Below are 23000 nucleotides of genomic sequence, written 5' to 3'. Positions count from 1 at the left end.
CAGAGTCCACATTAGATGCCGGATATACGACTGCAGGCTTCTCCCTAATGTCATTCCCGTCGGTCAGTCTCTTGTACTTTGGAGGGAGTCCATATATGCCCACGTTACGCTCGCCAGGCATCCCAGGCTATGCGCAACCAGCAGCATGGGCACCGGTGCGGAAGCGACCGCTTCATCAATGGCAGCGACCCAGGACGAGCAGTATGGACGATCCCAATCATCGACCTGTATCCGGCGATAGTCCGGATGTTGCGCTTCCCACAGCGTTTGCCAGTGTTTGGGCCCGGAACCATGTATCCCCGGCATGACCAGTATCTGCGTATCCATGCATATTCCTTACTCGGTTGAACTTGCAAAAAGTCTAACGACAAAAATCGTCGCCGGACATGGAGGAGCCATGGTTTTAATCGTATGATGCAAGGAAATTCCTGTTTCCTTGGGGTGCTTGCGAATGAAACCAAAGTTTGAAGCCGACAGGCTCGATTGGAAGATCATCGAACTGCTGCAGCGCGATGCAAGGATGAGCAATACCGAGATCGGCAAGATCATCGGCCTGTCGCAACCGGCAGTGACTTCGCGCATTCGCGCACTCGAACAAGCGGGCGTCATCGCCGGCTACGGTGCCCGCATCAATCCCCGGGCGCTCGGCCATGAGATCACCGCGATCATCCGCTTGCGCACCACGCACGAAAAGATCAGCCAGTGCCTTGCTGCGTTCGAACGTACACCCGAAATCCTTGAAGCGCATCGTGTCACCGGCGAGGATTGCTTCGTGGTGAAAGCCAGCTTTGCCCATATGCCGAAACTCGAAGCCACCATCGACGCGCTCGCCAGTCTGGGATCGGTGACGACGTCGCTGGTGCTGGCAAGCTATCCATCCAAGCCGCTGACAGCGCCACAAGGGACGCTGCGGCCGTGAAGCGCTGGCTGCATCGGCGACTCGGCATGGGTACCGCTTCAGTCCCGAAAGCCGACGTGCCGGCGGTCATTCCGATGCTGCTGCACAGTCTGCGCGACAAGGATGTTTCGAAGGCGGAGCCGATGGCATCGCGTGTTATCGCCAGCTGACTGCCGGTGAGGAAGAAGCTTAGCCCTTACTTTTCTCTAACCCTGCATGGCAGCGCTCGGGCAGGCGCAAATTTTGCTCATTCTCCTCGCAAGAACAGAAATTCTTTATGTAAGCCACGAGGAGTCTGATAATGAAATTGAACAATGGAAAAACACTGGCGAGCACGATTGTTGTTCTCACCCTGACTGCCGCGACCGCATTGCCAGTCATGTCGCAAGGTAACGCTGCTCCTGCGGCCGCCCCTGCCGCCCGTTCTTCCTATGGGCAGAGCACCTCGCGCGATATGCGCGCCAGTGAACTGATCGGCAAGCAGGTCGAGAATGCGCAAGGCGAGAAGCTTGGCAAGATTGAAGACATCGTGCTCGACATCGACAATGAGCGCGCAATGTATGCGGTGCTCTCCGTTGGCGGCGCACTCGGCATTGGTGACAGGCAAGTGCCTGTCCCTGCAAACAGCATCCAGGTACGTAGCGCGAAGGAGGCACCTATTCTTAATGTCACCAAGGAACAACTGAAAAATGCGCCGGCCTTCGATAAAAAGCAGGCCGCCAATTTCAGCCGGGACAGTTACCGCAGTGAAGTTGACCGATACTTTTTCAAGGAAGAAACGGTTCGTCACGCCCCTGCGGGCGCACGCATGATGTCGGCCAGCGACCTGATCGGCAAAGAGATCAACGACCGCGCCGCGCATGATGCGGGAAAGATTGCCGACGTGGTTGTCAATTTGGGTAATGCCGGATCGTATCTGGTGATGCAGGCCGACAAGGCATGGAGCACGGAGGAAAAACTGGTGGCCCTGCCCTTTGCCGCATTAACCTTTCCGAGCCGCCCCGATCTCGATGCTTACATCAACATCGACAAGCCCAAAATCGAGACCGCAAAAGGCTTCCCGAAAAACAAATGGCCGGACCTGAATGCGCCGAGCGCCCAGCAACAGATCCGGGACCAGCTTGCCGCTTTCCAGTCCGCAACCAAATCGACGCCAAGCGCCACACAGACAGGACGCGAAACCAGTACCAGCAGCGGCGGTTCGCGCTAAGGCCGCGTGTCTGTGTGTCTGTAAGACCGGGAGCCGTGCAGGTATAGCTTAACTGGCGACTCCCGCCTACACTTTTGAAGACCAAGTTGCCGGGCCTCGCCAGACGCCAACACAAAACCTCAACGTGATCCTCTCCGACCTGCCGTTGTGGCTTGCGATCGTCTCGCTTGTTGTCGTGGCTGCCGTCTGCATTGAAGTTGGGATCGGCTGGAGACGGATCGCTCACTTGAAAGACATGCCGCCCGCTGACGGCGAGGCACTGCCGCGTGTGTCGATCATTGTGTCGGCACTCAATGAAGCGGATACGCTGGCACGGCAAGGAATAGACTGGCGCGGCACACGTTATCCCCTGAAGAATCTCAGGCGTGCACATAACAAGGAGGCGCCGAAACGCTGAGTGAGTAAGCAATTGTGAATAGTCTATTGGGTGCGCTGCATTCGCAGTCCGGGTTCAGCACTACCGCAACTAGTCAGCACAGCACGACTCGGTGATCTGCTGCGCAGGTCCTGTCGGCGGCCAACATCCATAACTTGCGGCGTTGAATTTTTGTGGATCGCCTGTACTCTATTACTCTTACTGCCCACGGGTATCCCACAAGTCTTGATTCACGCCATGAAAACCTCACTTCTTGTTTCGCCGGTATTGGCTGCCGTGTTGATGGCGGCCTTGCCTGCCTACGCTGCCGCGCCGCGTATCGATCTGCTCGGCATGTCCGCGCCGGACGCTGCGGCAACACGCACCATCGCGATCACACCGGGCACTCGGTACGTCAATGTTACCGGCGGCGATATCGTGACATTCGTTGTAGGTGAGAAAACCTTCACCTGGAATTTTTTGCTGCCGATCGGCATGTCGTCGTTCGAATTGAATCGTGTCGCACCACCCGGACTGCTTGATCACACCGTGACTGCCTATGTCGCGCCGGACCCGCGCTATATGGGTGGCGGCGACCGCAGCAAGTAACACCGAAGAACGCCGAAGCAAGCACCACAGCGGCAACGTCCGCTCCGTTCCCCGGACTCGCCAGCGGAACTGTACCGGTGCTCCGGACATGCCACGTCGTGGATTTATTTCATGGACTGTACCGGGGCATGCCGGATGTGGCACGCTAAGGTAGCCCTTCACCATTCGGGGAGAAGGGCATGTTGACTGCCGCTTTTATTTTTCAGCCGGGAAAACGCGACGCAGAGTTCGATCGCCTCAATGCACTGATCAGCGAAGCCGCACGCGCCACGGGCGGGTTTCTCGGTGAAGAATCCCGGCAGTCCGCCGATGGCCAACTGCTCAACACCACCTACTACTGGGACAGCATGGAAGCGTTGAAACGCTTCTCCTCGCATCCCAAGCACCTGGAAGCAAAACGCGGGTACAAACACTGGTATGGCGGATACCATGTCGTCATGTCGGAAGTAGCCAAATCCTTTGGCGACGGCGGCCCGGAGCACTTGACGCCCAGCGAACGCATGGGCACGTCGTCGATGGCGATGCCATGAACCCCTATCTGGTCTTTGCACTGGCGTTCGCCGCCTCGGCCGCAGCACCGGGTCCGGAAGTCGCCGCCCTGCTGGGCCGCGCGCTCTCCGGCGGCATGTGGTCCAGCGTCCCGCTGGCGGTTGGCATTGTCAGCGGCAAACTGTTGCTGATGACTGCGGCGGCCATCGGCCTGGGTGCGCTCGCGGCTCTGCCCGGCCCTTTCTTCCTGCTTCTGAAAATCTTGGGCGCCGTGTATCTGTTCTGGCTGGGCATACGGCGCTGGCGAAATGCGGGACGGATACTCGATCCCAATGCGGGCGCGAAATCCAGCCGTGTCGCGGATGCCGGTCTTGGCCTGGCGATGACTTTATCCAATCCAATGGCGGTGATGTTCTACATCGCCCTGCTGCCGACCGTGATTGACCTGCGTGGCTTGAGCATGAGCAGCTATGCAGTACTTTGCCTGATTATCGTCGGCGTCATGTCGGCAGTGGCACTTTCTTACGGCATGGCAGCGGAAACCGCGCGCAAGTATCTGACATCGCCAGCGCAGAAGGCCATGGTCGACTGCGTTGCCGGCGGCATCATGATGGGTGCCGGTGTACTGGTTGCGTTTTCATAGCCGCACCTTGCTGAATGGCGCCTGCCCTTAACTGATCTGTTTGATCCGCTAATCTTCCGCATCCACCCTCTCGGACGAGGTACCGAACACCCATGAGACGGCCAGTCCTCCAGTGACGGCACTATTTCGCTGCATCAGTGGACTATCCTCGAATACTGCGCCGCCCAGATGGTCGTAACGCAGGAAAGCACCGACCCAGTACCGGCTGAAACGCCGTGACAGGGTCGTTGTCAGTTGTGTGCCGGCGTAGCCGCCGGGTGCCGCGTAGGCGGGACGACCGGGCAAGGCATCGGCTGCACGCACCGAATACAGGTAGCCGTTGTAATCGCGGGTAGCGTACAGCGGTCCGCCCTGCACGCCCAGTTTCCAGCCGCGCAAGCCTGCCGGGTCCTGCAGTTGCAGCAGCAGGTTGGGCGAGAACAACCAGCCGATGTGGCGCGGCGATGATTCGATGGTGACGCCGGCGCGCATCGGCAAGCGCAAGGCGACACGCACCCGATCATCCGCCGAATTCCATAATCTCAGGTCGGCCGTCGGCCCAAGCTCCAAGACAGGACGCAAATCTTCCATGCCCCGCCGTAAGGCATTGTCCTTGCCGCGCCCCGGCAGCGAAGCGTTCAGGCTGAGGTTGATTTCCACCCGGTCGCTTTCGAACAGGGATGCCCGCATGCCGCTGCGGTCAGCATGCAGAATGTCGCCGCGATACACAAAATACGGGCTCGGAAAAACATAGCTGGAGCGCGTGTCGGCGCCACGATAATCGGGAACGCTGAGGGTGCCGAATCCGGCGCCGATCTCCCATTTGGGTAGCGAATCCGCGTGCGCAGGACTGTACGTCAGGGAGGCGGCCAGCATGAGCGCTGGCACAGGTAGAAGGATTTTGTTCATCCGCGGGAGTAACTCAGGGAAATAATCCGGTTTGACACCGAATGGCCTGATTGACTCCCGCCAATAGCAAGGGATGGTTTGACCGTTGTCGGATCGAACGCCAGTGTAGCCTGCACTGGCTGCACGAACCGAATCAACGCCGGGCGTCGGTCAGTTGCCGAACAGTCCGCGTAGCAGCTTGACCGGATTCGGCACGTCGGGAACCGGGATGCCGGGCGAAGCGTCGCGCGTCTGGCCGCTTTGATAGTCGTGATTGCTGCTGCCATTGTTACTAAAGTTGCCGCCACGCTGCTCGCCCGTACTGTCTTCCATTCCCAGCATCGCCATGCCGGTGGACTTTATCCTGACCCGCGCGGTCCATTCCGGTTGCCAGTCAGCCGGCGCCTTGAGCGGGCGCTGCGGGTAAGACACATTGAGTTCCGGACCATAGGCGATCATGTTCACCATCGCCCCTTCGGCCTTATCGAAGATGCCCTTCGGTACCGTGCAATCAGCGGCCGATGGCTGCAGCACGATTTTCTGCTGCAGCAGTTTGGTAATGTGTGCCGGAGACTGGTAGTTCATCAGCGCCGCGCCGTTGTCGGGCTTCTCACTGGAACTCCAGAAAACCATGTCTTTCGCGCCGTCCGGGCCGCTTGCCGCACCTTGTGCCAGTAAAAAGTACGCTTTGGCGTTCTGCATCGTGTTCCAGCTTACCCGGACGCCATCTTTTGGCATACCGCGTGTGCTCATCTGCACTTTGGGCAGGAAGTCATGTTCGGCGCCGACATGGAACTTCAGGCTGGCCGGCACGCCGTCGCCGCTGATCGCCTGCTCACCCTGCAGCGAAGCGTTGTCCGGCACCCGTTTCGGATCCTTTTCATTGGGCCACAGGGCATGGCCGGGGCGATTTTCCACACCCCGGCTGGCACTGGCACCCGCATGGCTGCCAAAGAACTGGGCGTATTCGCTCATGTGTTGCGGCTTGCTGAAATCGAACACCTTGGGCTGGCCAGGACGGATACCATCGCCGCAACCCCAATAGATCAGAATACGGCCCTTGGGTTTTTCAATGGTCTCCGGCCTGTCTTCGCGCGTGGTATCGCGGCTTCCCTGCTGGGGACGGTAAGGCGTGAGCAGCAGCGACGGCCCCATGTTCATGCCGGCAGGAATGGCATGCGTCCCTTCCACACCCGCCGGCTTTGCGCGGACGAACAGTTCGGCATCGAGCGTCTTGCCGCGACTACCGCCGCCCGGCATCGCACCGCCGGCGTTTCCCATGAGGCTGCCTAACAGCCCACCACCGATGCCACCCATGCTTCCTTCTTCCGGCATGCCGGGAATCGAGAAGCTGGTGGTTGCGAGATCGACCCAGTACTGGGCGACGGGGCCGCGCGATTGTGCGTTGGCCGCAGTGCTGGCGACCGCCATGCAAAGAGCGAGCGTTGTGCGTGCAGATACTGACATGAATTCTCCCTGCTTCTTATAGACTGTTATCCGGTTGTTCACTGGCTGCCTTGCAAGGCAGTCAGAACCATTGTTCGATTAGTGCGCATTCCTGCACGGCTTTCATGCCGGTTGCTTCATCGACCAGCGATAGCATCGAGCGCGGTGCGGACATGCCGGCGTGGACCTGCTGCCAGATGAAATAGTGTTTCCCCGCGTCGGCCCTGACCGACAGCACGGCATCGTTTTCAGCGCGCGACACCAGGGTATGCTCGCCCGGCGTGACTTCCAGGCGTATGAACGTCTTGACCGCGGTATCGCCGATTTTCCTGCCATCCATGATGACCGGCAGCGTGCTCGCTGCGCCCTTGGTTTCATGGCGGTAAACGTAGATCGTGGCATTTTTGCCATCAATCCGGAACGCCTTGGCGTCCGCGTCCCGCTCGGTGCTGGCCATTCTTACCGAAGCGCATCCGGCACACAGCAAGAGCGTGGCAAGCAGCGCAGCGGCACAGCGAAAGGGGTTGGACATGCGATTTCCCAGGACGTAAAAAAGCGCGCATAGGTTACCTTAAGACCAATTTCTTGTATCTCCCACGTTCATGGGAAAGGTTGGCGAGTGTTCCATGCTGGCGGGTACGATTAATGATGCAATTAATTTTCTGACCGTTGTCAAATAACTTTCTGCTACTTGCACCTCTCGTCCGAAAAAATTTATTGCATAGCAGAACCAAAATTGATTTTTGGAAACCAAGCTTTCTTTGGAGGTGCTATGCGTGATCGTAGAAACAGTGGAATGGTGGATGCCGCGACAGTGTTGTCGCGTCTGATGGATAAGTGGGCGGGAAAGAACGTCGATGCGTCAACACAAGACCTGCCGCAGGCAATGGGATCCGAGTTTGCCGGAAAGTCCATTGTGGAAGTCACCGAAGCCTTGCTGCGACAGGTCAGCAGCCGCGATTAAGTGGCAAGCTGATGAAATCACAGCTCATAAAAGACACAAGGCGCCGTGACGGCGCCCTGGATAAACTTTACTACGCGATAACAAACGCCAGGCCGTAAGCCGGCCTGGCTGTATGTCTGTCAATGGTGGCGTTCCTGCTTCTTGCCACCGCCAGCACCTTGATCGGAGCCGGCTTTGTGATGGCTCTTTTCATCATGGCTGGTTTGATTGCTGCGACCGGACTTGCCATCAATCGACTTCGCATCAGCCTCGGTGACGGGTTCTGCTTTCTTCGGGGGAGTTGCATTGTCATTGTTCATGGTATACCTCGACAGTTGTCGAAAAATAAAACGTTGAGCTATCGTAGACAAGCCGTCATGGCGAAAGATTCAGTTTTATTCTTCCTGTCGAGGCAAGAACCCATGGATATGTGCAGCCTGTCAAGCTAAGCGCGTTTTACCAGACGCAGCAGCAGTATCAGCACGATTGCACCTACTGTTGCCACAATGATGCTGCCCAACATTCCACCGCCGGCCGATACGCCTAGGGTACGGAACAGAAAGCCGCCGAGGAAAGAACCGACAATACCGACGACGATATCGCCGACCAGACCAAAGCCGCCACCGACAATGGCGCTGGCCAGCCAACCTGCTATCAGGCCAATCAGGATAAACCACAGTAATTCCATTCGCTTCTCCTTTGGATCAGGCTACTCTTCGCTCAACCCCCCGCCAATACACAGCAGACAGTGGATAACAGGCAGGGACGCACTCTCTAAAGACACGATACGTCGCCTGCATTCTTGTCGGTTGACCCCTCTCAATCGCCAGGATCAGCAAATTGGCAATTGCGCAATGATTCGCGCAATCATCCATGGTTGTCTTGCCTTGAAGCAGATTCCATCGACCGCCAGCATCGACCGCGGGCGTTAAAGCAGGCACGGTACGGCACTTACTGCGGCCGGTAAGCGGCAGCGCCAGCAGCGGTGTCGGTGAACTCGCGGAAGCCTGCAATTTTCCCGTCGCGGATCGTGAAGATTTCCGCCCAGTCGCTTTCAAACACGCGATCAGTGGACTTGACGCTCCATGCATAGTGTCCCAGTGCGACGACTTTGTCGCCTTGGGCAATAAACTCGCGCGGTTCAAAATGCAGCGGATGTTGCGACTGGTCCAGGGTGCTGAAAAATTCCATGACAGCGCCCTTTCCGCGCCTGGCACCAGTGAAAGGCACGCCTTCAGTGGGATCCAGTTTCCATTCAATATCTTCTGCGCACAAGTCCATCAATCCTGGAATATCACCTGCCTGGAAGCACTCATAAGCCTGACGGACCAGTTGCGTATTTTGCTGTTCATTCATGACGCTCTCCTTGGTGATGGCGCATCACAAAGATGCACCCGCTTCACGATAGGTCGCCAGACGGGCCTGCGTTTGTGTCAGATCAAGCCCGCGCATCGCCTGCAGCGTCGCGCTGGCAGGGCTATACTCGGCGAACCAGTTTCCAGGAGAGCCTCATGGCAATATCAATGTACGCCGCATCCGTTCCCGTTTTCCGCCAGCTGCTGACTAGCCTAAATGCGCTTCTTAACAAGGCCGAAGCCCATGCCGCTGCAAAGAAAATCGATCCGGACGTTTTTTTGCAGGCACGGCTTTTCCCGGACATGTTTGCGTTGACGCGCCAGGTACAGCTGGCCAGCGACTTTGCCAAGGCGGCCACCACGCGTCTGGCAGGTGTACCGGTTCCCGGCTATGAAGACACGGAACAGACGTTTGAAGAATTGCATGCACGGATCAACAAGACACTGGCCTTGATCGATGGCGTCACCGCCGCGCAGATCGACGGCAGCGAAGAACGTGAAATCGTGATCCAGCCCGGCACGCCGCGTGAAAGAAAATTTACCGGCCAAGCCTATCTGCTGCATTACGCCATGCCACAGTTCCTGTTCCATGTCACCACTGCCTACGCGATCCTGCGCCACAATGGCGTGGAGGTCGGCAAGCGTGATTTCATGGGCAGTTTCTGATGCGTGCACGGGACAGCAAGCCGCACACGCGGATCGGGAATCGACCGGTGCTTGCGACAGCAGCGCTTCTGCTTGTGCTTGGTTGTGCCGCGGTCATAACGCATGGCGCACCCGCCGCGTGGCACAAATGGCGCAGCAAGGTGACCCGCACCGACACCTGCGCGCAGGTATCGCCGGGCGAGGGGTGGGAACAGGTAGCAGGGCCGTTTCGCGATGCGCAGTGCACGCTGCCCGGCAAACCCGGTCAATAACTGCTGCGAACGGATTGGTTCGACGACGTTAAACCCATGGAAAGAACGCATACGGGCAGCGTGACAGAGAAAGGAAAACCATGGCTATCGCGTCGCCGTGCGCTGGCATGCGACTGCAATTGCTGCCGGTACAACCGCGCAGCCGCAAGGCCCCGCTTGGTGAAGCCTCGGTACTGCGCGGTGCGGTCTCGTATTCCATGCTGCATGCGACGGTTGCCGATCTTGTCGCGTAAGCCACGGCGAGCGTGGCTTGCCTGCGCCATCGCGATGGATTTTTTTGACTGGCAAGGCGCAGGAGGAGTCAATAGCGGGCTATTGACGACGAGTGCAACGCAGGCAGGCGGCTCGGCGCCCCCGGAAAAAAGACGCGATCTCATGGTGCGTTATGGGTTGGGATTGGTATTACTGGCTGGTGCGCAGGCCTACGCCGCTGACGCGCTGCGCGTCGGCTCCAAGCGGTTTACCGAATCGTACATTCTGGGCGAAGTTGTTCGACAAACTGCGGCACCTTACACAGGTTCGGCCAGCGCGGAACACAAGCAGGGCCTCGGTAACACGGCGATCGTATTTGAAGCGCTCAAGTCTGGCAGCATCGATGTTTATCCCGAGTATCTCGGCACCATCTCGCAGGAAATACTGAAGCACACAACCGCGGTGTCGCTGGAAGATATCAACCGCGAACTTGCGCCGCTCGGTCTCGCCGCCGGCATTCCCCTGGGCTTCAACAACAGTTATTCGCTTGCCACTCGCGGCAAGGAAAAAGATGGCGCTGCGAGTGTTGGAACCAGTGCTGGTGCTGAACTCACTACACTCAGTGACCTCGCGCAACATCCGGGCCTGCGCTTTGGCTTATCGCACGAATTTATTGGTCGCGCAGATGGATGGCCGGGTCTGGCGACGCGCTACCGCCTGCCGCAACAACCTGTCGGTCTTGATCATGGTGTTGCCTATGAAGCCTTAGCGGCCGGCCAGGTCGATGTCATCGACATCTATGCGACAGATGCCAAGATCCGCCAGTACGGTTTGCGCGTACTGAAAGACGATGCAGGATACTTTCCACGCTATGACGCCCTGCTGCTGTACCGGCGCGACATCGCACAGCGCTTCCCCGAAGCATGGCGCGCATTACAGGGTTTACAGGGCAAGATTTCAGAATCGCAGATGGTGACGATGAATGCCGCGGCTGAACTGGACGGCAAGTCTTTCGCATCCATCGCCAGTGCCTTCCTGACGCCGGCCACCCAATCCGCGACCGCACGACAGGCAGAGCCGGGAACAGGATTCTGGGCCAGGCTGGTCGATGGCCAGCTCTGGCGTCTGACGCGCGAGCATCTGCTGCTGGTCATGTTCTCGGTACTGACGGCCACTGTCGTTGGTGTACCGCTTGGCGTCGTCGCCGCCTTCATGCCGCGCCTGCGACACGTTGTCATGGCGGTCGTCGGCGTACTGCAGACCGTGCCGTCGCTGGCCCTGCTCGCGATGCTGATCCCGCTGCTGGGAACCATCGGCATGGTGCCGGCATTGATCGCCCTCTTCCTGTATGCCTTGCTGCCTATCGTGCGCAATACCAGCATCGGCATGGAACAGGTACCGGGTGGCTTGCGCATGGCAGCACACGCGCTCGGCATGACGACCGGCGCGCGCTTGCGCCATATCGACCTGCCGCTTGCGCTGCCGGTCATTCTCGCAGGCATCAAGACCGCCGCAGTGATGAGTGTGGGCACGGCCACCATCGCAGCCTTCATTGGTGCGGGTGGATATGGAGAACGCATTGCAACGGGACTGGCAATCAATGACAACAACATGCTGCTGGCCGGTGCGCTGCCGGCGGCAGCACTGGCGCTGGTGACGCAAGTCGTGTTCGAGATTATCGAAAGACTGCTTCCCGGCTACCGTGCCATCGCGCATGCGCGGCGCTAGGACATGCAGCGGTGCGCTTTGGCAACCGTCACTTAAGAACGTCAAACAGATTGTTGAAATCATCGGTCCAGGGACGCAAGCCCGGAATCACCGGAATCGATGTGCTGCCCTTGCGAAAGGCTTCCGCAGCAAGTGTGTGCGCATCGCGCGCCACCAGCACCCAGTCGGTCTTGTGCCGCGTAGTGCGCATTCCGTCATCATGGATCAGTAAGGCGTTGAGTCCACGCGCTGCGGCGATCTGTTGCACCACCGGCGCCAGCGACAGAAAACGGTTGGTCACATGAAAGGCGATAATGCCGTCCGGTCGCATGTGACGCAGATACACATCCATTGCTTCACGCGTGAGCAGGTGCACCGGTATGGCGTCCCCTGAAAAAGCATCGACCGCCAGGACATCGAATCCCTGCGGCGCTTCCTTTTCCAGGGTCAGACGCGCATCGCCCAGCACGGTTTCGATGCGCGCCGGACTGTCTTTGAGGAAGCTGAACTCCGATTGCGCTAGGGCGATTACTTGGGGGTTGATTTCGTAAAAGCGATACACATCGCCGACTCGTCCATACGCGGCCAGCGTACCGCTTCCCAGCCCGATCAAGCCAATCTTGCGCATATCCCGACGCGCATTGTTGATCGCAAGGCCTATGCCGGTTTCCCGGCCATAGTAACTGGTAGGCTCCCTGCGCCGCGCCGGGTCGAGGAATTGCTCGCCATGCCGGATCGCCCCATGGTACAAGCCACGCACGTTGTCGATGGCGTTGACATGATGCGTATCGGCGATGCGCAGGCTACCGTAAAAGCTGCGCATCAGCGTATGTGCATCTTTGCGACCGGCCGCAACTTGCTTATAAAAAAAGCTGCCGCACAGCAAGGCCAGCAGCAGTGCACCAATCATCAGCGGCAGCCGCCCTCGAAACAGCCAGCCTGCCAGCAAGGCCACGATGGCCAGTCCGATGCCGAGTTCGTAATAACCGGGCAAGAGTCGCGGTGCCAGCAGGCCCACCGCAATGCCGCCGAGCGCACCACCCAGCGACAGCATCAGGTAAAAACGCGTCAGATAACGCGGTGACGGTCGCAGCATGGCCAGCTCGCCATGCAAGAACATGCACATGAAAAACAGTCCGGTTGCATAAAGAGGAATCGCCGTACGGATGTTGAAACCCAACACCCCGTCCTGCAAGCCATAGGCACACAAGGCCAGCGCGGCGGCAACCGGCAACAGGAACAGTTTGCGCCGGTACCAGCGGTCGCTTTCGAAGCACAGGATGAAGCTGAGAAGATAAATCGTCAACGGTAGCAGCCACAGGAAAGGTACCGCCGCAATGTTTTGAGTAATGTGATTGGTCACCGCCAGCAGCATCCATGATCCCATTGCCGACAGGGCAAGCCAGGTTGCATGGTCGCCTAAAGTGGGCGGGTGGACCGCAGCAGCTTCAGGCGGTGCGGGGGTATCGCCCGCCATTGAATGGTGGCGAGGATGGCTAGGGTGGCTAGGGTGGAGCGGGTCGAGAGGGCGCAGCGACGCATGCCGCGCAAACATCAGGCCCGACAACGCGCACAACACGATAAACATGCCATACAGCACTGACCATGCCATTGCCTGCGACAGCAGCGTAGCGCGCGGCTCGATCAGAAATGGGTAAGCAACCAGCGCCAGCAAGGACGCAAAATTCGACAAGGCATAAAAGCGATACACGCGGGCATCGACAACCGAGCGTGTCAGCCAGGCCTGCACCAGTGGCCCGGTGGTCGACAGCAGAAAATACGGCAAGCCCATCGTCAGTATCAGCAGGAGCAGGATGCGCAACGCCGGATCGTCGCCACCCGCCGGCTTCAAGCCGGGATCGGCGACGATGGGCAGCAGCAAGGCGCTGGCCAGCAATAGCACAATATGCAAACCCACCTGGCGGCGCGGACCAAGATGGCGCGTCGTCAGGTCCGCATAGGCGTACCCGGCTAGCAACACGACCTGAAAAAACACCATGCAGGTCGCCCAGACCGCCGCCGAGCCACCGAACCAGGGAAGGATCTGTTTCGACACCAGCGGCTGCACCAGGAACAACAGGAAAGCGCTGGTAAAGATGGTGCCGGCAAAGAGGAGTCTGGTCATTGGCGAGGAGGAAGGTAAGCCGGCGTGGCGCTGATAATTAATAATCTGGTATCAAGCCGATATGACCGCTCGGGAGAAACCGAGTTTGCGTGCTTGGTATCGATCAATCTCCATTGACCCGCGCCAGCGCGCAGCGAGAACTGAACCATCCAGCGATATGTGATCTCCAACCGGTATGAACCCCTTCCCATTGCTTAGTCGGGCGGGACCGCACAGGCAATCAGTTTCAGATTGCGACGGCGCATCTGGTATTCTTGAGCTACAGCCGCATCGCCGAAAGGAGGCATGATGACCCGTAAGGCCCGCTTCGGATTTTTCGCTCGCGTCCTGACCTGCGTGATCGCGATTTCCGCCATGATCATTTTCTTTTCCCGCAGGACGATTCCTGACGTATCGCTGGTCGCGGTATTTGCATGGATAGGCGCTGCGGTCCTGCTTGCCCTGACTGCCATCACCCTGGGGTTCTACGCGACCATGCGCTGGCACACCTGGTGCCTGAATCGGGGAGCGACCGATCCGCAATGGATGTGGTTTGGCGGCGAACCGCCAGGACTCCAGAAGCTGCGTCATGACGGTGATCGCCAGCACGCGCAGCGACGTTTCCACCAGTAAGCATGTATCTCTGAGCCAGGCGGAACCCTTGGATTCCGCTTGAGCTTCAGCAAGTCCGCGACGGGAGCCGGTGCGTAGAATCGACACATCACCCCCTTTCCCGTCGACAATGACCAAACCGCGCACCGGGCAAGCTCCGCCCAAACTGACACGCGATGAGTTCCGTGTTCGCTTCTACCGCTCCTATATGGACCCCGCATTCGACAAAGCCAGGGATGCGCTACGCAGCGTCGAAGAAATTGCATGGGACAACTATATTCATAGCCACAAGGCGCCAGTCACGACCAAGGCCGGACCAGGCTTTGCCGATCCCGATTACGATCTGTCGGTCGAATGGCGTGCAGCGCACGAGCGCCTGCTCGCGGCTGAAGCGCGACAAAAGGATCCTGCGACGCCTTCACGTGTATTGCTGATCTGCGGCTCGGCACGCAATGACGGCTCCTGTCCCGGTGAAATATCGAAGACATTCCGCCTGACCCAAATGGCGAGCGAAGTACTTGCCGGGCAAGGCATGGAAGTCGACTTGCTCGACCTCAGCCTGCTGATTTCGGACTATGACCGGCATATCCACCCCTGCAAGGGATGCGCATCGACCGCCATGCCGCTGTGCCATTGGCCCTGCAGCTGCTATCCCAACCACGGCTTGCGCATGACGAACGACTGGATGAACGACATCTACGAAAAGTGGGTATCCGCGCATGCGGTGATCATCCTCACACCGGTGTACTGGTACCAGACGCCCAGCGTACTCAAGCTGATGATGGACAGGCTGGTCTGCGCCGACGGCGGCAATCCCGACCCGACCAGCACCTCGGGCAAGGACGCCGAAAAAGCCAAGGCCATGGAAAATGCCGGCTGGTCCTATCCAAAGCACCTGGCGGGACGAGTGTACGGCGTGGTCGTGCACGGCGATGTCGCCGGTATCGAGGGCGTGCGGCACGGCCTGTCCGACTGGCTTGACTGGATGGGCCTGATCGACGCCGGCAAGCATTCGCGGCTGGATCGTTTCATTGGCTATTACGAGCCCTATGCGCAAAGCCATGAAACGCTGGATCATGACGACAAAGTGCAGGAAGAAACGCGCAATGTCGCGCGTGCCGTCGCCAATGCCGTACGTGATCTGCGGGCACACCGCTTGTCAATGCCGGGCAGCGACTTGCAGGACCCTCGGCCGAAATAGCGCACATGCCAAGCGTCATGGGTACGCACAAACCATGTCCTGCATGCATTCCGGCCAGCAAGACAGGCGATAAAAGAATGCCAATCACAATGACGAGCACAATCACAATCACAAGCATAATCACAATCGGCCCAGGAGAGACCCATGCAATCAGGCATACATATCGAGACCGTCGTTGACGGACTCGCCTTTGCGGAGGCGCCGCGCTGGCACGACGACATGTTATGGTTTTCCGACTTCTATACGCGCAAGGTGACGCGACTGCGAATGGGCGGCGAACCGGAGACCGTGTGCGAAGTCGCAGGCCAGCCATCTGGCCTCGGATGGCTTCCGGATGGGCGCATGCTGGTGGTATCGATGACCGACCGTCGTCTGCTGCGCCTGGACAACGACGGGCTCAATACCGTGGCTGATCTCAGCGCTGTCTTGCCGCATCATTGCAATGACATGGTGGTCGATCATCGCGGCCGCGCCTACATCGGCAATTTCGGATTCGACTTGCTTAACCGGGCAGCGGCGCAATCGACAGTGCTGATGATGGTCGATACCGACGGCAGCGTCCGCCAGGTGGCCGATGATCTGCTGTTTCCAAACGGCTGCGTGATTACGCCGGATCATGCAACGCTGATCGTCGCGGAAACCTTTGGCAAGCGGCTGACGGCATTCGACATCGCCGACGATGGCACGTTAAGCGGCCGGCGTGTGTGGGCAGCGCTGGGCGACGCCTCGCCAGACGGCATCTGCCTGGATGCCGAAGCTGCGGTCTGGGTCGCATCGCCACCCACCTCTGAATTCCTGCGTGTCCGCGAAGGCGGGGCTATCCTGGACAGGATAGTCGTACCCGACCAGGCGATCGCCTGCACGCTGGGCGGCCCTGAGCGCCGCACACTGTTCATGGTCACCGGCCGTGTCTCCAGGGAGCAGCGAGCACTCGCGGAACGAACCGGACGCATCCAGGCCATGCGCGTGCAGGTACCGGGAGCCGGTTTGCCCTGAGCTTACTCTGACGTACTGTGACGTACGCTAAGCACACTCAAGGCGCACCGGCCGGCTCTAGTCGCCTTCCTCCCTCTGCGATTTACCACCCCTGGCGCGGAAAGCCTCCGGGACCGGGATTCATGCCGTAAGCCACGCCGGGCATCATGTTTCCAAACGACTGGCGGCCGAAGTAGGCCGCATAGGGATCGACCGGCGCCATGAGCGTTCCCAGCGACTGCGGCCAGCCATTCCTCCCGCCCCACGCCTGCGGCGACAGTTGCGACTGCTCCGCATACTGGGTGCCGTAGGCAAACGCCTGTTGCGGCGTCATGCCGCCGATGGCTGCCGTACCGGCCTGGAATGCCGCCGGTTGCGCGGCGCTTCCCGCCGATGCCGTGGCAATCGGTTGCCCTGCGGCGGTCTGCAGGCCAATAGCCACCATCACGTCCGGCAGGCCGAATCCGGTACGCGATACATCGCCGAGATTGACCGGGCGCGCACTGGCCTTGATGATCTGTATCAAGCGCTCCACCCGCTCGGGTCCACGCGTCTTGAACGCCGACTGGAAATCCGGATGGTGCGCGAGCACCAGTGCCGCCAGTCCGGTTACATGGGGCGCCGCCATCGAGGTGCCATCCCATACCGCGAAGTTGTTGGACGGGACCGACGAGGTAATCGCAACGCCTGGTGCGCAAACGCCGATTTCCGGGCCGAAGCAGCTGAAACGCGCGGCAAAGAATCCATTAGCATCCATCGCCTGCGTGACGGTTTGCGTGTGATAGCTATCGGGTGGAAATTCATTGAGCCGACCGATAGCCGATACGGCCAGCACATTCGGCGACGACGCCGGATACTGGACCCGTCCGCCGGAGTTGCCGGCGGCGACGATGCATGCCACCCCTGCCCGCTTGGCGCGCTGTATCTGCTGCTCGAGTGCTTCGGATGGTTCAATGCCTCCGAGGCTGAGGTTGGCCACATCAATCTGTTTCTCGATGCAATATTCCAGGGCGTCGATAAGTTGGCTGACCTGACCTCCTGGAAACAGCTTGCAGATGTGGACTTCGGCATCCGGCGCGAAACCGCGTACGCCAAACGCATTGTCCGCGCCAGCGATAATGCCGGCGCAATGCGAGCCGTGTGAAATGCTGTCGTCGGTCCAGCCGTTGGGATCGGTTTTCTTGTTGATTATATCGAAGCCGAAACGAATCTTCTTCAGGTCTTCATGCGTCGTGGCCGCACCGGAATCAATGATCGCCACCTTCACGCCCTGCCCCCGGTAATTGCCGGGCAACTGGTCAAGCCGCATCGCTTTCTGACCCCAGCCGAGTACCTGCTGCTGCGGAAATCCCGCCAGTCCCGGCCAGTCGGACAGCGGGCGCAAGCCAACGATATTGGCTTCGTCGGTGCTGATGTCGGGCTGCTGCTGGTAAAAGCTCCAGTAATCGCACTTCGGTTTCACGTACAGGCCGCGTATTGACTGCGGCGTCTCGCCGAACAGAGTCAGTGTTACTTCGCCGCGCTCATCGGTGACGCCGGTAGCCGGAAGCATGCTGCCGAACAGGTAAACTTCCGCATCCTTGAGCGGTGCATCGTCCTTGCCGAGAACGGTAACGACAACCGCCAGCACCGCCCCTGCGGAAATCGAGGTGCCACCGACAAACATCGGCTGCATGCTGCCTGCATCATGCAGTGTCAATGCCTGGTCGCGTTCGATGATGAGCCGGCCCTGCGCCTGCTGATGCAGGATGCCGGCCTTTTCTTCCGTCATGCGGGCGACAAGCACACTGGGTGCTTCCGCCATGCCGTCAGCCAGCATGCCGACGATGTTCTTTGGCCCCACGGTGTCAAGGATCTCGATGTCGGGGCTGGCTCGCAGGCTTTGTTCGACCGCAGAAAACTGCAAGGGCTGCATGCCCATCGGCAGCAGGCCCGGCAGGCGACGTGTCGCAATCAGAAACTGCCCCTTGCGCCCGGCAACGCTGCGTCCTGCACCGGGGCTGCGTGCTGCACCGGGGCTGCGTGCTGCTGCGCTCGGCTCCGTGCTCGATGATGACGATGTGCCAGCGGGTTTTGATTGGAAATTGTCAGGCGCGCTCGAGCTTGCCTGGTCTGATGTTTTTGCCATAGTGTTCCTTCCAGATTACCTGCGTCCGTTAATTGCCTGTATGCGTTAAGCCCCGCCGAACAGCGACAGGGGGCGGTCAGGTTCGATAGTGAATTGGTTTGACGTGCTGAAATGCAGTTCAAGCGCTTTTGCCGTGTCGGAGGCCATGGCAAGCACTGCCGTATGTTGAGCACCCGGCGGACCGATCAGGTCGAGCAACTCGATGCCGGAATCCGGGCGAAGGTTCTGGACAAATTCGGATAGCCTGGCAGGGTCGACCGCACGCACGATGTAGCGGCCAGTCGCCTTCCCACTCGACATGGATGACATTTCTGCGCTCCTTGGAAAAGCAATGCGCGCCGCTGGCTCAATCGAGCGTGCGCATTGCTGGTTGGATGATGTCTCAGCGCCGGATTAGTGCAGCGTCGGCTGCCCGCCGAAGAATCCGGACTGTTGATTCTGGAAGCCGGGGTAAGGACCGGTTTGCTGTTGCCCCGCCCCCTGCTGACCGAACTGCTGGCCAAAAGGCTGCCCAAAACCGTCGGCGCCGAATGGCAGCAAGCGCCCGAACTGGCCGGCGGCACCACCGATGGTTCCGCCCAGTCCCGCGTTGCCGAACATGCCCCCGATGGCGTTGCCCAGCGGCTGGCCGATCTGACCGAGCAAGTTACCGAAAAAGCCTTGCGGTGCAAGCTGGGCTTGTTGCGCCTGCTGCATTGCATACGCCTGTGATATCGGATCGGCGCCAAAAGGCAGCAGACGTCCAAGCTGACCGGCCGCGCCGCCAATCGTACTGCCCAGACCGGCGTTGCCGAACAGGCCGCCGATGGCACCACCTAAAGGCTGGCCGATCTGACCGATGAGGTCACCGAAGAAGCCTTGCGGCGCAAGCTGCCCTTGCAAGCCTTGTTGCGCGCCAAAAGGTAACTGATGCTGGATCTGATTCATAAAAGGATTGCCAGGAATGGGCGTACCTATTGGAAGGGAGCCAATGGTGGGGCTGATCATGCCATTGAGTGGCCTGTTCAGCAGATTGCCAAAGAAGCTTTGCGGTGCAAGCTGCGCCTGCTGCATTGCATACGCTTGCGCTATGGGATCAGCGCTGAACGGCAGCATCCGTCCCAGCTGTCCTGCCGCGCCACCAATCGTACTGCCAAGACCGGCGTTGCCGAAGATGCCGCCAATGGCGCCGCCCAGGGGCTGTCCGATCTGACCAAGAAGATTTCCGAAAAAACCTTGCGGCGCAAGTTGCTGCGACTGTGGTGCCTGTTGTGCTTGCTGAAGTTGCTGAAGCTGATGTAAATGCTGCAGCTGCTGAAGTTGTTGCAGTTGCTGCTGTTGCTGTTGCTGTGCATAGGCAGCCATCATCGGGTCCGCGCTGAAAGGCAGCAGCGAGCCGCCAATGCCGCCCGCCATCTGGCCAATCTGCGAACCCAGTCCCGGATTGCCGAACAGTCCGCCTATTCCCTTGCCGATGAAGCCGCCCAGAGGGCCGCCGAGCAGTCCACCGAATAAGCCTTGCGGCATCAATTGCTGTCCTGGTACGCCCGAAAAGCTTTGCTGAAAGTCCGTCATGGAAAAGTCCTTGTGAGATGAATAAAGAATGTCACTGAATTGCCACGACTGTGGGCAGGCATGTGCCACCGATGAAGTCGGCGGTCCGCCTGTCGCCACGTTGCGCCGTTCGTATTCAATGATTCGTCATGCCGCACGCATGAATACCAGCTCCGTTCCACAACACCGCATGAAATCGCGTCTGTCTTCTTCTGGCTGTATTGACTCCTCCTGCGTCTTGCCGGCCAAAGGAATTCATCCATTTCATCCATATCGTTACGGGTCGGTATTGGTATTCGGCGTACGGTGTCGACCACCTGCCGCATTGGGTAAATGCACAGCGTGTCGACACAAGTGATGCGTCACGCTCCGTCATGAATACGTGACAGGTTCGGTTATCGACTGCCTTCTCACTTGCCCCACCATCTTGGTTGGTGAGTTAGTGCTTTGCAAGGAGACTTCCTCATGCCTTGAGCACGCTCAATGAGCATGCAGGCATGGAAATCCATGCGGCGCGAAGGGGTTGCAACAAAGCTGAATCGCATCGGGACAGGGACCAGAACAGCATGTATCGAAGGACTAAATGACAGTCGTTTGATGCAGTCGATAGATGCGCTTTTTCGAGTGCAGCGTGTGCGTCGAGTGCCGCTGTTGCATTCCTTGATATCTTGCTCTGCTCAGGTCTGCGACGACGCGGTGCGTACGCGTTAACAAAAGGAGGGCGAGGTCGCGATCCGGCACGGAATAGGTCTTTTGCCACCTGCATCCATGAACGATTCGATGCGAGACATGCCACATCGCGTCATGTCTCGCAACGTCGAAGGTCTTGATAAGGTGTCAAACACATCGACATGATTACGGTGTTTATTTTTGCGCACGCCGCAGCGCATACATGACTCGTGAATAGCTAACCACTTTCGATACACCCGCGGTCGTACACCTGGAGGGATAGGCTTGCGGCGACCATCGCAAGGCAGGCCGGGGCATGACGATGCTGAAGACCGTGAAGTGACTGCGCATGCGCATGATGTGTGCATCGTTCTTGCATTGCTGAAGGACATGGATAATCCCATTGTCATTTCTACCCCGATCGGAAACAAAGACAAGACCCAGGTCGTGCACGCTCGCAGACAAACACGCATAATGTGCGTCTTGCCAAGGAACTGATCATGAGCTTTACCACCTGGATTACCTTCTTCTTTGCATCCTGCCTGATTGCCGTCTCGCCCGGCTCCGGCGCGGTGTTGTCGATGTCGCACGGACTCTCTTATGGCGTCAGGAAAACGACCGCCACCATCCTTGGCTTGCAGGCCGGTCTGCTGCTCATCCTGTTTATCGCCGGCGCTGGTGTCGGCTCACTTCTGCTTGCGTCCGAACTCGCGTTCAGTGTCGTCAAGACCGTTGGTGCGCTGTACCTGATTTATCTCGGTTTCAGCCAGTGGCGATCACGAGTGGATGTTCAGCCCGACCTGCGCTCGCACGCAAACCCGGCGACCCCGGCTACACGCCGGCGCGTGCTTCTCGGCTTCCTGACGAACGCGACCAATCCCAAAGGCATCATCTTCATGGTGGCGGTACTGCCGCAATTCATCTCGCGCGATGCGGCGCTGCTGCCGCAACTGCTGATCCTGGCGGTAACCACTTGCGCGGTCGACCTGGTCGTCATGCACGGCTACGCATTCGCGGCCTCGTCCATGCAACGTTATTTCCGTGACGCCGCTGCGGTCAAAAAGCAGAACATGTTTTTTGGCGGTGTGCTGATGGCGGTTGGCGCCACGCTTTTCTTCGTCAAGCGAAATCCGGCAGCATAAACGGGCTGCATGCTCGTGGCGGTCCATACCTTATCGACCAGCCCCAAGCCATCGATCGCGTGGCATCTTGCCCGCAGGGCAAATGCTACGATAGCGCGATGGAAACCTGTCCTCTCTGCGGACGTGAACTGATTCAGGGTCCGTCCGTCAACGAGCCTCACCTGGTGCCCCGTACCTATCGCGGCATTGCTATACAGGAACGCGTCCTTACCGCGTGACAGCGGCAATGAACTTTCTCGCGTCCAAATGTCTTAATTATCAGTTTGACCATAGCAAGACAGCTCCCTGGTCTTTCCATAGAACACTTCGCTCAACTTACTTCCCAACGCGTATGGCTCAAATCTCCGTCGACAATGTAGTCAATACCTACCGTTTTTACGCGCCGCTTTACGACAGCCTGTTCGGCGCCGCATTCGAACCCGGCCGACAAGCACTGACCGATGCGGTTAACGCGGCCCATCCCTCCTCGATTCTGGAGGTCGGCGTCGGCACTGGCCTTACCCTCGCCCGCTATCCCGCGACCGCCTCCGTGGTCGGCATCGATCTATCCAACGAAATGCTGGAGATCGCACGCGGACGCGCCAAGGAACTGCACGGCCGTCATATCGAGTTGATGGCGATGAATGCAGAGATGATGGATTTTCCGGACGGCTCGTTTGACTGTGTGGCAATGCCTTATGTGCTGTCGGTGACGCCGCATCCGGAAAAACTTGTCGCGGAGATCCGCCGTGTCTGCCGCAAAGGCGGCACGATCCTGATCCTCAATCATTTCAGCGGCAGCCGATTCTGGTGGGCGATGGAGCGCGCGGTACACAAGCTGGCGGCACGTATCGGCTTTCGTTCGACCTTTTGCTATGACGAACAGATCCTGAAATACGACTGGCACGTTGAGTCGGTCAAGAAGGTCAACCTGTTCGGCCTGTCGCGCCTGGTGACGATACGCAATACCTGATGTCCTGACACATACGCCTGCAATCGGTTACCGCAGCGTATGCAGTCTCGCGA

At 58.9% G+C, this 23000-nt stretch carries 28 protein-coding genes; 17 read left to right on the top strand and 11 right to left on the bottom strand.

What is annotated here, in order from left to right:
* Window positions 1-63: 63 nt before the first annotated feature.
* A complete protein-coding gene (locus ASE07_RS13990; RefSeq protein WP_057291451.1) occupies window positions 64-327 on the bottom strand; it encodes an RBBP9/YdeN family alpha/beta hydrolase in 264 nt (87 codons plus the stop codon).
* Between the two features lie 124 nt (window positions 328-451).
* On the opposite strand from ASE07_RS13990, the gene ASE07_RS13985 reads away from it, so the two are divergent.
* From ASE07_RS13985 to ASE07_RS13960, 7 genes are all read left to right on the top strand, one after another.
* On the top strand, window positions 452-919 hold the full coding sequence (locus ASE07_RS13985) for an Lrp/AsnC family transcriptional regulator (protein ID WP_057291450.1): 468 nt from the start codon (window positions 452-454) through the stop codon (window positions 917-919).
* Complete coding sequence (locus ASE07_RS28830) at window positions 916-1068, top strand: hypothetical protein (protein WP_156396623.1); 153 nt, start codon at window positions 916-918, stop codon at window positions 1066-1068. The genes ASE07_RS13985 and ASE07_RS28830 overlap by 4 nt, the downstream gene beginning before the upstream one ends.
* Before the next feature lie 131 nt (window positions 1069-1199).
* Entirely contained in the window at window positions 1200-2108 is a 909-nt protein-coding gene (locus ASE07_RS13980; protein WP_057291449.1) for a PRC-barrel domain-containing protein, read from the top strand.
* A 124-nt stretch (window positions 2109-2232) separates the two neighbouring features.
* Entirely contained in the window at window positions 2233-2505 is a 273-nt protein-coding gene (locus tag ASE07_RS13975) for a hypothetical protein (RefSeq protein WP_057291448.1), read from the top strand.
* Window positions 2506-2721: 216 nt separating this feature from the next.
* The gene (locus tag ASE07_RS13970; RefSeq protein WP_057291447.1) at window positions 2722-3072 is read left to right on the top strand and encodes a CzcE family metal-binding protein; all 351 of its coding nucleotides are present in this window, start codon (window positions 2722-2724) and stop codon (window positions 3070-3072) included.
* Between the two features lie 179 nt (window positions 3073-3251).
* Window positions 3252-3602 carry an antibiotic biosynthesis monooxygenase family protein gene (locus ASE07_RS13965; protein ID WP_057291446.1) on the top strand — a complete coding sequence of 117 codons (351 nt, stop codon included), beginning with the start codon at window positions 3252-3254 and terminating at the stop codon, window positions 3600-3602.
* Window positions 3599-4204: a LysE family translocator gene (locus ASE07_RS13960; RefSeq protein ID WP_057291445.1), complete on the top strand. Its 606-nt coding sequence runs from the start codon at window positions 3599-3601 to the stop codon at window positions 4202-4204. The genes ASE07_RS13965 and ASE07_RS13960 overlap by 4 nt, the downstream gene beginning before the upstream one ends.
* 48 nt (window positions 4205-4252) lie before the next feature.
* Here ASE07_RS13960 and ASE07_RS13955 read toward each other — a convergent pair whose 3' ends face one another.
* The 3 genes from ASE07_RS13955 to ASE07_RS13945 form a co-directional block, all read right to left on the bottom strand.
* Window positions 4253-5092: a MipA/OmpV family protein gene (locus ASE07_RS13955; protein ID WP_057291444.1), complete on the bottom strand. Its 840-nt coding sequence runs from the start codon at window positions 5090-5092 to the stop codon at window positions 4253-4255.
* 150 nt (window positions 5093-5242) lie between these two features.
* Window positions 5243-6538, bottom strand: a complete 1296-nt coding sequence (locus ASE07_RS13950) for a hypothetical protein (protein ID WP_057291443.1) — start codon at window positions 6536-6538, stop codon at window positions 5243-5245.
* A 61-nt stretch (window positions 6539-6599) separates the two neighbouring features.
* Entirely contained in the window at window positions 6600-7049 is a 450-nt protein-coding gene (locus ASE07_RS13945) for a DUF2846 domain-containing protein (RefSeq protein ID WP_057291442.1), read from the bottom strand.
* Between the two features lie 240 nt (window positions 7050-7289).
* Here ASE07_RS13945 and ASE07_RS28825 point away from each other — a divergent pair, with 240 nt between their 5' ends.
* Window positions 7290-7481 carry a hypothetical protein gene (locus tag ASE07_RS28825; RefSeq protein WP_156396621.1) on the top strand — a complete coding sequence of 64 codons (192 nt, stop codon included), beginning with the start codon at window positions 7290-7292 and terminating at the stop codon, window positions 7479-7481.
* Between the two features lie 119 nt (window positions 7482-7600).
* On the opposite strand, the gene ASE07_RS13940 is transcribed toward ASE07_RS28825, so the two are convergent.
* The 3 genes from ASE07_RS13940 to ASE07_RS13930 all read right to left on the bottom strand — a co-directional run bounded on the left by ASE07_RS13940 (window position 7601) and on the right by ASE07_RS13930 (window position 8816).
* Complete coding sequence (locus tag ASE07_RS13940; RefSeq protein ID WP_057291441.1) at window positions 7601-7780, bottom strand: hypothetical protein; 180 nt, start codon at window positions 7778-7780, stop codon at window positions 7601-7603.
* Between the two features lie 125 nt (window positions 7781-7905).
* Window positions 7906-8148 (bottom strand): GlsB/YeaQ/YmgE family stress response membrane protein, encoded by a 243-nt coding sequence (locus ASE07_RS13935; RefSeq protein WP_057291440.1) that lies wholly within the window; start codon window positions 8146-8148, stop codon window positions 7906-7908.
* Between the two features lie 263 nt (window positions 8149-8411).
* Window positions 8412-8816, bottom strand: a complete 405-nt coding sequence (locus ASE07_RS13930; RefSeq protein ID WP_057291439.1) for a nuclear transport factor 2 family protein — start codon at window positions 8814-8816, stop codon at window positions 8412-8414.
* Between the two features lie 155 nt (window positions 8817-8971).
* Between ASE07_RS13930 and ASE07_RS13925 the strand changes: the two genes are divergently transcribed.
* The 4 genes from ASE07_RS13925 (at window position 8972) to ASE07_RS13915 (ending at window position 11652) form a co-directional block, all read left to right on the top strand.
* Entirely contained in the window at window positions 8972-9481 is a 510-nt protein-coding gene (locus tag ASE07_RS13925) for a DUF1993 domain-containing protein (RefSeq protein WP_057291438.1), read from the top strand.
* Complete coding sequence (locus ASE07_RS13920; RefSeq protein WP_235548472.1) at window positions 9481-9732, top strand: hypothetical protein; 252 nt, start codon at window positions 9481-9483, stop codon at window positions 9730-9732. The genes ASE07_RS13925 and ASE07_RS13920 overlap by 1 nt, the downstream gene beginning before the upstream one ends.
* A gap of 80 nt (window positions 9733-9812) precedes the next feature.
* Window positions 9813-9965, top strand: a complete 153-nt coding sequence (locus tag ASE07_RS28820; protein WP_156396619.1) for a hypothetical protein — start codon at window positions 9813-9815, stop codon at window positions 9963-9965.
* A gap of 142 nt (window positions 9966-10107) precedes the next feature.
* Window positions 10108-11652 (top strand): glycine betaine ABC transporter substrate-binding protein, encoded by a 1545-nt coding sequence (locus ASE07_RS13915; protein WP_057291455.1) that lies wholly within the window; start codon window positions 10108-10110, stop codon window positions 11650-11652.
* A gap of 28 nt (window positions 11653-11680) precedes the next feature.
* Here the strand turns inward: ASE07_RS13915 and ASE07_RS13910 are convergent, their stop codons facing one another.
* The gene (locus tag ASE07_RS13910) at window positions 11681-13756 is read right to left on the bottom strand and encodes a spermidine synthase (RefSeq protein ID WP_057291437.1); all 2076 of its coding nucleotides are present in this window, start codon (window positions 13754-13756) and stop codon (window positions 11681-11683) included.
* Between the two features lie 285 nt (window positions 13757-14041).
* Between ASE07_RS13910 and ASE07_RS13905 the strand changes: the two genes are divergently transcribed.
* The 3 genes from ASE07_RS13905 to ASE07_RS13895 all read left to right on the top strand — a co-directional run bounded on the left by ASE07_RS13905 (window position 14042) and on the right by ASE07_RS13895 (window position 16544).
* The gene (locus tag ASE07_RS13905; protein WP_156396618.1) at window positions 14042-14368 is read left to right on the top strand and encodes a hypothetical protein; all 327 of its coding nucleotides are present in this window, start codon (window positions 14042-14044) and stop codon (window positions 14366-14368) included.
* 109 nt (window positions 14369-14477) lie between these two features.
* The gene (locus tag ASE07_RS13900) at window positions 14478-15548 is read left to right on the top strand and encodes a flavodoxin family protein (RefSeq protein ID WP_057291435.1); all 1071 of its coding nucleotides are present in this window, start codon (window positions 14478-14480) and stop codon (window positions 15546-15548) included.
* Window positions 15549-15692: 144 nt separating this feature from the next.
* Window positions 15693-16544: an SMP-30/gluconolactonase/LRE family protein gene (locus ASE07_RS13895; protein WP_057291434.1), complete on the top strand. Its 852-nt coding sequence runs from the start codon at window positions 15693-15695 to the stop codon at window positions 16542-16544.
* Between the two features lie 82 nt (window positions 16545-16626).
* On the opposite strand, the gene ASE07_RS13890 is transcribed toward ASE07_RS13895, so the two are convergent.
* The 3 genes from ASE07_RS13890 to ASE07_RS13880 form a co-directional block, all read right to left on the bottom strand.
* Window positions 16627-18651 (bottom strand): S8 family peptidase, encoded by a 2025-nt coding sequence (locus ASE07_RS13890; RefSeq protein WP_082584147.1) that lies wholly within the window; start codon window positions 18649-18651, stop codon window positions 16627-16629.
* 45 nt (window positions 18652-18696) lie between these two features.
* Complete coding sequence (locus ASE07_RS13885; protein ID WP_057291433.1) at window positions 18697-18960, bottom strand: hypothetical protein; 264 nt, start codon at window positions 18958-18960, stop codon at window positions 18697-18699.
* An 84-nt stretch (window positions 18961-19044) separates the two neighbouring features.
* Window positions 19045-20205: a hypothetical protein gene (locus tag ASE07_RS13880; RefSeq protein WP_057291432.1), complete on the bottom strand. Its 1161-nt coding sequence runs from the start codon at window positions 20203-20205 to the stop codon at window positions 19045-19047.
* 1148 nt (window positions 20206-21353) lie between these two features.
* Between ASE07_RS13880 and ASE07_RS13870 the strand changes: the two genes are divergently transcribed.
* A complete protein-coding gene (locus tag ASE07_RS13870) occupies window positions 21354-21995 on the top strand; it encodes a LysE family transporter (protein WP_057291430.1) in 642 nt (213 codons plus the stop codon).
* A 331-nt stretch (window positions 21996-22326) separates the two neighbouring features.
* A complete protein-coding gene (locus ASE07_RS13865; protein WP_057291429.1) occupies window positions 22327-22947 on the top strand; it encodes a class I SAM-dependent methyltransferase in 621 nt (206 codons plus the stop codon).
* Window positions 22948-23000 lie beyond the last annotated feature (53 nt).

The sequence above is a fragment of the Noviherbaspirillum sp. Root189 genome, from assembly GCF_001428545.1.
GTDB lineage: Bacteria > Pseudomonadota > Gammaproteobacteria > Burkholderiales > Burkholderiaceae_D > Noviherbaspirillum.
Note: the sequence above shows the minus strand (reverse complement) of the source record. Positions and strands in the feature narration are given on the sequence as shown.